This is a genomic window from Kitasatospora sp. NPDC058406 (genome assembly GCF_042722765.1).
GTDB lineage: Bacteria > Actinomycetota > Actinomycetes > Streptomycetales > Streptomycetaceae > Kitasatospora.
Genome location: NZ_JBHXKE010000242.1, coordinates 1 through 7,332 on the forward strand (window position 1 = coordinate 1; position 7,332 = coordinate 7,332).

The 7,332-nt window shown below is 74.4% G+C and carries 5 protein-coding genes; 3 read left to right on the plus strand and 2 right to left on the minus strand.

What is annotated here, in order from left to right; translation table 11 throughout:
* Positions 1 to 25 precede the first annotated feature (25 nt).
* The gene (locus tag ACFWOG_RS33400) at positions 26 to 2,296 is read right to left on the minus strand and encodes a SpoIIE family protein phosphatase (protein ID WP_329952147.1); all 2,271 of its coding nucleotides are present in this window, start codon (positions 2,294 to 2,296) and stop codon (positions 26 to 28) included.
* Between the two features lie 261 nt (positions 2,297 to 2,557).
* On the minus strand, positions 2,558 to 3,001 hold the full coding sequence (locus tag ACFWOG_RS33405) for an ATP-binding protein (RefSeq protein WP_380362934.1): 444 nt from the start codon (positions 2,999 to 3,001) through the stop codon (positions 2,558 to 2,560).
* Positions 3,002 to 3,557: 556 nt separating this feature from the next.
* Between ACFWOG_RS33405 and ACFWOG_RS33410 the strand changes: the two genes are divergently transcribed.
* From ACFWOG_RS33410 to ACFWOG_RS33420, 3 genes are all read left to right on the plus strand, one after another.
* Positions 3,558 to 4,268, plus strand: coding sequence for an urease subunit gamma (locus ACFWOG_RS33410; RefSeq protein ID WP_329881929.1), 711 nt, complete (start codon positions 3,558 to 3,560; stop codon positions 4,266 to 4,268).
* The gene (locus tag ACFWOG_RS33415) at positions 4,265 to 5,986 is read left to right on the plus strand and encodes an urease subunit alpha (protein WP_380362936.1); all 1,722 of its coding nucleotides are present in this window, start codon (positions 4,265 to 4,267) and stop codon (positions 5,984 to 5,986) included. Before ACFWOG_RS33410 ends, ACFWOG_RS33415 begins: the two co-directional genes overlap by 4 nt.
* A 65-nt stretch (positions 5,987 to 6,051) precedes the next feature.
* A complete protein-coding gene (locus tag ACFWOG_RS33420) occupies positions 6,052 to 7,095 on the plus strand; it encodes an agmatine/peptidylarginine deiminase (RefSeq protein WP_380362938.1) in 1,044 nt (347 codons plus the stop codon).
* Positions 7,096 to 7,332 lie beyond the last annotated feature (237 nt).

The following is a 7,332-nucleotide window of genomic DNA, read 5'->3' on the forward strand; positions in this document are numbered from 1 at the left end:
GGCCCGCCGCCGGCCCGGCCGCCGGTCAGCCCGCCGTCGCCCCGGCGGCGGCGGTCGCCGTCGCCGTGATCTCGAACCACATCCGCTTGCCCGACCCCCGGGGCTCCACGCCCCAGCCGTCGGCCAGCGCCTCGACCAGCATCAGCCCGCGCCCCGAGGAGGCCTGCTCGCCCGGCGTACGGCGGGTCGGCCAGAGGTCCGACTCGTCCTCGACCTCGACCCGCAGCCTGGCCCGGCCGCCGTCCGCCGCCGGCTCCCGGTAGAGCCGGGCGGTGAACATCGCGTCGCGGTCGGTGTGCCGGATCGCGTTGGTGACCAGCTCGGAGGTGAGCAGCTCGGCGGTGTCGATCAGCTCGGCCACTCCCCAGCGGCGCAGCGCGTCGCGCAGCTCGGCGCGGACCTCGGAGATCCGGGCGAGGTCCGCCTGCCCGATCCGGCGGCGCAGCTGCTGCGCGGCCAGGCCGCCCTCGGGGCCGTCCCAGCGCAGCAGCAGAAGCGCTATGTCGTCCTCGCGCTCGCTGGAGTCGGCGGCCTGGGAGGCGATCCGGTCGGCCAGGACCTCCAGCGGGTCGCGGCCGGCCCGCGCGGGGTCGGCGAGCGGTTCGGCGAGCACCGCGGTGAGCCGGGCCACGCCCTCGTCGAGGTCCATGCCGCGTGACTCGACCAGTCCGTCGGTGCAGAGCAGCACGGTCTCGCCCGGGTCGAGGCTGAACCGGGTGACCCGGTACTCCTCGTCCGGGGCGATGCCCAGCGGCAGTCCGCCGGCCACCGGCACGCTGGCCGCGGTGCCGTCCGCGCGCCGGACCACCGGGTCGAGGTGGCCGGCCCGGACGGCGTAGACGACGCCGTAGTCGACGTTGACCTCGGCGTAGGTGCAGGTGGCGAAGTGGTCGGTGTCGAGGTCGGCGAGGAACCGGGAGGCCCGGGCCATCACCGCGGCGGGCGGGTGCCCCTCCGCGGCGTAGGCGCGCAGCGCGATCCGCAGTTGGCCCATGATGCCGGCCGCGTGCACGTCGTGGCCCTGGACGTCGCCGATCACCAGGCCGACGTGGCCGCCGGGCAGGGGGACGACGTCGTACCAGTCGCCGCCGATCTGCAGGCCGGAGCCGGCCGCCAGGTAGCGGACGGCGGTGGTGACGCCGGGCACCGAGGGGACGGTGCGCGGGAGCATGACCCGCTGGAGGCCGGCCGCCAGCTCGTGCTCGGCGTCGTGCAGCCGGGCCCGGGCCAGGGACTGGGCGACCAGCCCGCCGAGGGTGGAGAGCAGGGTGCGCTCGTCCGCGTCCAGCTGGCGGTCGTCGTCGAAGCTGACCACGCAGACGCCGATCGCCCGGCCGCTGGCCACCAGCGGCAGGAAGGCCCAGGAGCTGCGGCTGGTCCGCCGGGTCTGTTCCCAGACCTCCGGGTAGCGCTCGCGGTACTCCTCGCGACTGGCGCAGAAGACCGGCGAGCGGTTGCGCAGGGACTCGGCGGCCGGGTGGGTCTGCGGCAGCACCGAGCGGTCGTAGCCGGCGAGCTCCTCGGCCCGGTAGCCGGAGGCGCCGAGGATCTGCACCCGGCCGGCCTCGAAGGCGGCGAGCACCAGGCCGTCCGGCGGGAGGCCGGGCAGCGGCAGTTCGGTGAAGACCCGGGCGACGTCTCGGACGGTGACGGCCTCGGAGAGGGCGCGGGCGGCCTCCTTGATGAAGCGGGAGCGCTCCTCGCGCAGCAGGGCCATCCGGTCGGCGCGGTCGCGTTTGTGCAGCTCGACGGTGGCGTCCCAGACGAAGCCGACCATCCGGGAGGCACGGCCGAAGGCGTCGGCGAGGACGCGGCCGCGGAACCGGACGGCCCGCATGGTGCCGCTGGGGCCGACCGTGCGGTAGTAGGCGCCGCACTGGCCCAGCTCGGCGACGGCGCGCTCGACGCGGCGGCGCACCACGGGGGCGTCCTCGGGGTGGAGCAGGGCCAGGAAGGAGGCGGAGGTGCGGTCGAACCGGCTCTTGTCCGCCGTGTCCAGGCCGACGATCGTGCAGGCCCGCTGGTCGCCCTCCAGGACGTCGCGGCGGATGTCCCAGTCGAAGGAGCCGATGCCGTTGGCGGCCATCGCCGGTTCCAGCCAGTCCGGCGTGGAGTCGCTCTGGACGACCGGCAGGCCACCGGAGAGCATCGGCGCGAGGCGGCCGGCGGCCAGGCCGGGAGCTGTGCGCAGCGCGTGCCGCCGGGCCGCCTGGGCGGGGGGTCTGGTCCGGCCCGACCCGGTCGTGGACGAGCCGGACGGGAGGGCCGGCCCCGGTGACTCGGGCTCTGTGGGCATGCTGCTCCTGCCGCTGCCGTGGCGGACCGCGCCGACCGTCCGGACGGGCCGCATGGCGGTGTGATGGGTGGTGCTCGGTGGCTCGGTGCCGACGGGCGACGGTCAGTCGAGGTGAGAATTCCCCGCCGCTCCTCGCACGTGGACACACATTCCCACCATCCTGGCCAATGTTCGGCCCAGCGGCAATGGCAACGGGCCGGAAATCTTGGCTTTGCCCTTCACTTCAGGGCATCGTTCGACAGCGAACAGTGTTCGGCCGCGTCAGGCCGCGGCCGAGGCCAGCTCGAACCAGGTGACTTTGCCGTCCCCTCTCAGCTGAACGCCCCAGGAGTCGGCCAGCGCCTCGACCAGCACCAGCCCGCGCCCCGAGGTGGCGTACTCGGCCTCCGGGTCGCGACGGCGACCGGGCAGCCGGGCGGCGGCGTCCTGGACCTCGATCCGCAGCCGCAGGTCGGCGGTCAGCACCGCGTCGAAGACGGCGCCCTGACTGGTGTGCTGCAGTGCGTTGGTGACCAGCTCGGAGGAGAGCAGCTCGGCCGTGTCGGCCAGCTCCGGCACCCCCCAGTGCCCGAGGGCCGCACGCAGCCGCCGGCGGACCGCGCCGACGGCGACCAGGTCGGCCGCCTCCACCGCCAGGTGGAGCCGGCGGTGCAGTGCACACCCCGGTGCCGGTACGCCCTGCAGCGCGGCGCCGGCCGCGCTCACCGAACCGGCACCTGCCGGGCCGGTGCCCGCCGGGGTCGCCGTACCGCCGTGACCCGTGGGCCGGAAGGCGCCCCCCGAACCCGTCCGCTGTCGCGGGAATCGCGACTGACCGTCCATCACTCCTGCCCCCGCCCTCGCTCCGGGCCCCCGGGCCGGATCCCCCGCCGGTCGGGTGGCCCCGTGGTTCTGACCACCCATCCTCATGCCCACCTTTCGGCATTTGGAACAGTGCACGGGCGATCACCTGGGGTGAAAGGGGCACGGGGCTTTCTGCGTGATCCAACTGCCCGCACCGGACAGGTTTGCGAAGCATACGGTCCGCTTTCGAGGCCCGCCGCCCGGCCGCGTCGGCGACACGCCGGGCCCGATGGCGGCTCCCGGCGAGCCGAACGCCGCCCGAGCGGCAACGCTGGACAGGGTGGCCGGGTCCGGGTTCAATGACCCGGGATGTTTGAACGGCGTTCTAACTTCCCTCCGGAACCACGTTCACCAGCTCCCCCAGGAACCCCGGCCCCACCGCCCACCCACCCTCCCCGGCGACCGCGAGCGAGGAACCGTGCGACTGACCCCCACCGAGCGGGACCGGCTGCTGATCTTCACAGCAGCCGAGCTGGCCCGCGCCCGCCGTGCCAGAGGCCTGCGCCTCAACATCCCCGAGGCCACCGCGCTGATCGCGGACACCGTCTGCGAGGCAGCCCGCGACGGCCGGCGCCTGGCCGAGGCCGTCGAGGCCGGCCGCTCGGTCCTCGGCGCCGACGACGTCCTGCCCGGCGTGCCCGACGTGGTCACCGTGGTCCAGGTCGAGGCGGTCTTCGACGACGGCACCCGTCTCGCCGTGGTCAACGACCCGTTCCGGGGCGCCGGCTCGCTCGGCGACGAGGCTCCCGGCGGCGCACTGGCCGGCGACGGCGCGGGCTACGACCCGGTCGAGGAGACCGTCGTCCTGCCCGTCCACAACACCTCCGGGGTGCCGATCTCGGTCACCTCGCACTTCCACTTCTTCGAGGCCAACCCCCGGCTGGCCTTCGACCGGGCCGCCGCCTACGGCACCCACCTCGCGGTGCCGGCGGGCTCCTCGGTCCGCTTCGACCCGGGCGCCACCGTCGAGGTCGGCCTCGTCCCGATCGGCGGCGGCCGGGTCGCGATCGGCTTCGCGGGCCTGGTGGACGGCCCGCTGGACGCGCCCGGCGCCAAGGAGGCCGCGCTGGCCAAGGCCCGCGCCACCGGATACCTGACCGGCTTCGACGACGCGGAGGTCGAGTCGTGACCGCCATCACCCCGCACGACTACATCGCCGTCCACGGCCCCCGCGCAGGGGACCGGGTCCGGCTCGGGGACTCCGGCCTGATCGTCCGGGTCGAGTCCGACTCGCAGGCGCCGGGCGACGAGTTCCTGGCCGGCTTCGGCAAGACCGCCCGCGACGGCCTGCACCTCAAGCCCGCCGCCGTCCGCGACACCTGCGACGTGGTGATCAGCAACGTCCTGGTGATCGACGCGGTCCAGGGCATCCGGAAGACCTCGATCGGCCTGATCGGCGGCCGGATCGCCTCGATCGGCCGGGCCGGCAACCCGGACACCCTGGACGGCGTCGACGTGGTCGTCGGGACGGGGACGACGATCGTCTCGGGTGAGGGCATGATCGCCACCGCGGGCGCCATCGACACCCACGTGCACCTGCTCTCGCCGCGGATCATGGAGGCCTCGCTCGCCTCCGGCGTCACCACCGTCATCGGCCAGGAGTTCGGCCCGGTCTGGGGAGTGGGCGTCAACTCGCCCTGGGCCCTGCGGCACGCCTTCAACGCCTTCGACGCCTGGCCGGTCAACATCGGCTTCCTCGGCCGCGGCTCCTCCTCCGACCCGGCCCCCCTGATCGAGGCCCTCGCCGAGGGCGGCGCCTCCGGCTTCAAGGTCCACGAGGACATGGGCGCCCACACCCGCGCCCTGGACACCGCCCTGCGCGTCGCCGAGGAGTACGACGTCCAGGTCGCCCTGCACACCGACGGCCTCAACGAGTGCCTCTCCGTCGAGGACACCCTCAGGGTCCTCGACGGCCGCACCATCCACGCCTTCCACATCGAGGGCTGCGGCGGCGGACACGTCCCCAACGTGCTCAAGATGGCCGGCGTCCCCAACGTCATCGGCTCCTCCACCAACCCGACCCTCCCCTTCGGCCGCGACGCCCTCGGCGAGCACTTCGGCATGATCGTCTCCGCCCACGACCTCAAGGTCGACCTCCCCGGCGACGCCGCCATGGCCCGCGACCGCATCCGCGCCGGCACCATGGGCGCCGAGGACGTCCTGCACGACCTCGGCGTCATCGGCATCACCTCCTCCGACGCGCAGGGCATGGGCCGCGCCGGCGAGACCGTCCGCCGCACCTTCGCCATGGCCGGCAAGATGAAGGCCGAGCTCGGCCCCCTCGACGGCACCGGCTCCTACGGCACCACCGAGGGCGGCGACGACAACGAACGCGTCCTGCGCTACATCGCCAAGCTCACCGTCAACCCCGCCATCGCCCACGGCCTGGCCCACGAGGTCGGTTCCATCGAGGTCGGCAAGCTCGCCGACATCGTCCTCTGGCGCCCCGACCACTTCGGGGCCAAGCCCCAGCTCGTCCTCAAGGCCGGCTTCCCCGCCTACGGCGTCGTCGGCGACCCCAACGCCTCCACCGACCGCTGCGAACCCCTCGTCCTCGGGCCCCAGTTCGGCGCCCACGGCGCCACCGCCGCCGACCTCTCCGTCGCCTTCGTCTCCCAGGCCGCCGCCGACGGCGCCTACCTCGACAAGGCCGCCGACGGCCTGCCCACCCGACGCCGACGCGTCGGCGTCCGCAACACCCGCGGCATCGGTCCGCGCGACATGGTCCGCAACGCCAGGATCGGCCGCGTCGACGTCACCGAGACCGGCCTGGTCTCGCTCGACGGCTCCCCGCTGCGCTCCGAGCCCGCCGACAGCGTCTCGCTCAGCCGCCTCTACTTCCTCTGACCGACCTCCGACCCGACTCCCCCTCCCCCCGGCCACCCTCACCCGCCCCGCAAGGAAACACGACGATGACCACCCCCACCCCCGCCTCGCTCGGCTACCGGATGCCCGCCGAGTGGCACCCGCACGACCGCACCTGGATGGCGTTCCCCACCGACAACCCGACCTTCGACACCCCCGAGCACCTGCACGCGGCGCGCGAGGCCTGGGCCGCGGTCGCCAACACCGTCGTCCGGTACGAGCCGGTCACCCTGGTCGTCAACACGGGCGGGACGGCGGAGGCGCGCAAGTACGTCGCCGAGGAGGTCGAGATCGTCGAGCGCCCGCTGGACGACGCCTGGATGCGCGACATCGGCCCGTCCTTCCTGATCGACGGCAAGGGCGGCCTGGCCGCCGCCGACTGGATCTTCAACGGCTGGGGCGCCCAGTCCTGGGCCCGCTGGGAGAACGACCAGCACGTCGCCGAGCACATCGGCGAACTGACCGGTGTCCGGCGGTTCGCCTCGCGGCTCATCAACGAGGGCGGCGGCATCCACGTCGACGGCGAGGGCACCGTCCTGGTCACCGAGACCGTCCAACTCGGCGAGGGCCGCAACGCCGACTGGACGAAGGAGGAGGTCGAGGCCGAGCTGCACGCCTTCCTCGGCACCACCAAGGCGATCTGGCTGCCGCGCGGACTCACCCGCGACTACGACGAGTTCGGCACCCGCGGCCACATCGACATCGTCGCCGCCTTCGTCCGCCCGGGCGTCGTCGTCGCCCACGTCCAGCCCGACCCGTCGCACCCCGACCACGAGGTGTGCCGGGAGCTGGTGGCGATCCTGCGCGCCGCCACGGACGCCCGGGGCCGACAGCTGGAGGTCATCGAACTGCCCGCCCCCACCGTCCTGTCGGACGAGGACGGCGAGCCGGTGGACTACTCGTACATCAACCACTACGTCGCCAACGGCGTCGTCGTGCTCTGCGCCTTCGACGACCCGCGCGACCAGGAGGCCGCCGCCGTCCTCGGCGCGGCCTACCCCGGCCGCACGGTCGAACTGGTCGACGCCCGCGAGATCTTCGCCAACGGCGGCGGCATCCACTGCATCACCCAGCAGCAGCCGAAGGCGTGACGGTCCCTCAGGTCGACATCATGACAGGCCGGGGCGTCGCATCGCCACGGCGGACGCCGGCGGGACGAGGTCGCAGCCCCCTGCCGTGGCCTTCTCCCGGCCCCTCCCGCTAGATCATGAAAGAGCCGGGGGGGGGGCGGCGCCCCAACGGCCGCCCCCGCCCGGCCCCCCCCACGGCGCGCCCGCCGCACCCGCGGGGGGGGCCCCGGGGCAGCCACGCGGCCGGGCGGGCCCCTA

Excerpts from the sequence above, each read along its gene's own strand:
- ACFWOG_RS33400 (WP_329952147.1), bottom strand. The coding sequence starts at position 2,296 with ATGCCCACAGAGCCCGAGTCACCGGGGCCGGCCCTCCCGTCCGGCTCG.
- ACFWOG_RS33420 (WP_380362938.1), top strand. The coding sequence starts at position 6,052 with ATGACCACCCCCACCCCCGCCTCGCTCGGCTACCGGATGCCCGCCGAG.